At 47.8% G+C, this 1585-nt stretch carries 1 protein-coding gene; it reads right to left on the reverse strand.

Annotated features, from left to right (window positions below; translation table 11 throughout):
• A partial coding sequence (locus QW597_04015; protein ID MEM0155752.1) for a DNA polymerase II large subunit occupies positions 1-1575 on the reverse strand: 1575 nt, incomplete at its 3' end.
• Positions 1576-1585 lie beyond the last annotated feature (10 nt).

Consider the following 1585-nt stretch of genomic DNA (forward strand, 5'->3'; position numbering starts at 1 on the left):
ACCACACGACACAACGAGAGGATAATATTCTGCCAGTAAGAGTTTGTCTCCAGACTTTGTAAATTCTAAATTGATCCTGATAAATATCTCAGATAATTCGCGAGAATAGTTCATCTGCAATGATCCATCGACGATTGATGATCTTCCAATTTCCCCGATAAGCAACTTTAGGTCATCAACCGTTAGATCGTGCCAGAGGTAATCATATTCAGGGTGCAGTGGTATTCCGTGATCCCTAGCTATAGTTACAGCTTCGAACTGATCAGGAGTCGTAAACTGGTATCTTGCGAGTTCAGACTTCCCGTCGATATATTTTATCCACCATTCCCGCACAAATGGGGAAGGTTCCAACTGGCGGTTATTTTCCAGAAAGTCACCATAGGCTATCAGTATCTCTCCAATATCTGTTATGGACTCGATCCTATCCTTAACGGCTTTAGCGTCCTCAACTGTTCTTATTTTTCTCAGACATCCATCCAGAGTAAGAACAGTGGGGCCATCTATCGTATCACATGGCGTTATGGCTGCAGCTTTTCCCGGGAGCTCCAACTTTATCTGTGACCCCGTGGCAATGAAGCTGTCAAGTATGTACATTGTTGCAGGATGGATTGACGCTGCAGCGAGCCCAGAAAGTCTGGATCTTCCGTACCTTAGCCTGAATCCCCCCTGTGCGCCCGGGTGGCTGAAAACAGGCCTTCCAGCGATTATATCTTTAAGGAACTTCTCCGAGCTGTGCTTTTTTGAGAGCTCGGTTTCTCCTGACTCCTTTCCAATTCTGGAGAGGAATTCCCATTCACCTAGGCCCAACTGGCCGGTGTACTTGAGAACCTTCTTCGACTTCTGTATTAGGCCCTCGCAAAGCACAAGGCACATTCCTCCGCGTATCCGATTCGTCCTTACCCTTTGCATGTCCCTGTGCCCAGAAACCTCTTCCTCCTCACTCCCTTCTCCGTCGATGCAGACCGGGGAGTTCCGGATCACCATCCTTATTTCATCGGGTGATGGCAGGTACTGAAGATGCTTTAGTCGGTTATAACTCTGGACTTCCTCCACATACCTCTCTATTTCCTCATCCGTTGGTGCATATGATCCGATGCCAAGATCTCTTCTGACTACATCAGCTATCAGTACGCTGAGAGCCTGGGCAGTTCCCCCTGCCCCACGGATTGGTCCTGCATAATACACGGATACATAGTCACTCCCGTCTGGATTCTGTTCAATCGAAATATCCGCAATTCCTTCCAGAGGGGCAACGAGTATTCCTTCCGTAAGAATAGCCAGTCCCGTCCTTATGGCCTTGTCAAGCGCGACAATTTTTCCTTCCTTCTCGTATATCTTGGCGACCTTCCTGGAAATGTAGATGCTCATTTCCTCTCTAGTCATCTCGCCTGCTGCGGATCTAATATCGTCCCCGACGCCCTTTATCTTAATGAGTTCCTCTATCCTGTCTGCCATGTCAGACGCAAGCGGTATTTCCACTGCTTCTGTGACATCCTTTCCCAATGCTCTTATCTTCTTTGCAAGTCTGTAGCATTCCTCGACCTTAGAACGAATCATACCCTGGTAGCCTTCGATAGAGTAGCTG

The sequence above is a fragment of the Thermoplasmataceae archaeon genome, from assembly GCA_038729425.1.
GTDB lineage: Archaea > Thermoplasmatota > Thermoplasmata > Thermoplasmatales > Thermoplasmataceae > B-DKE.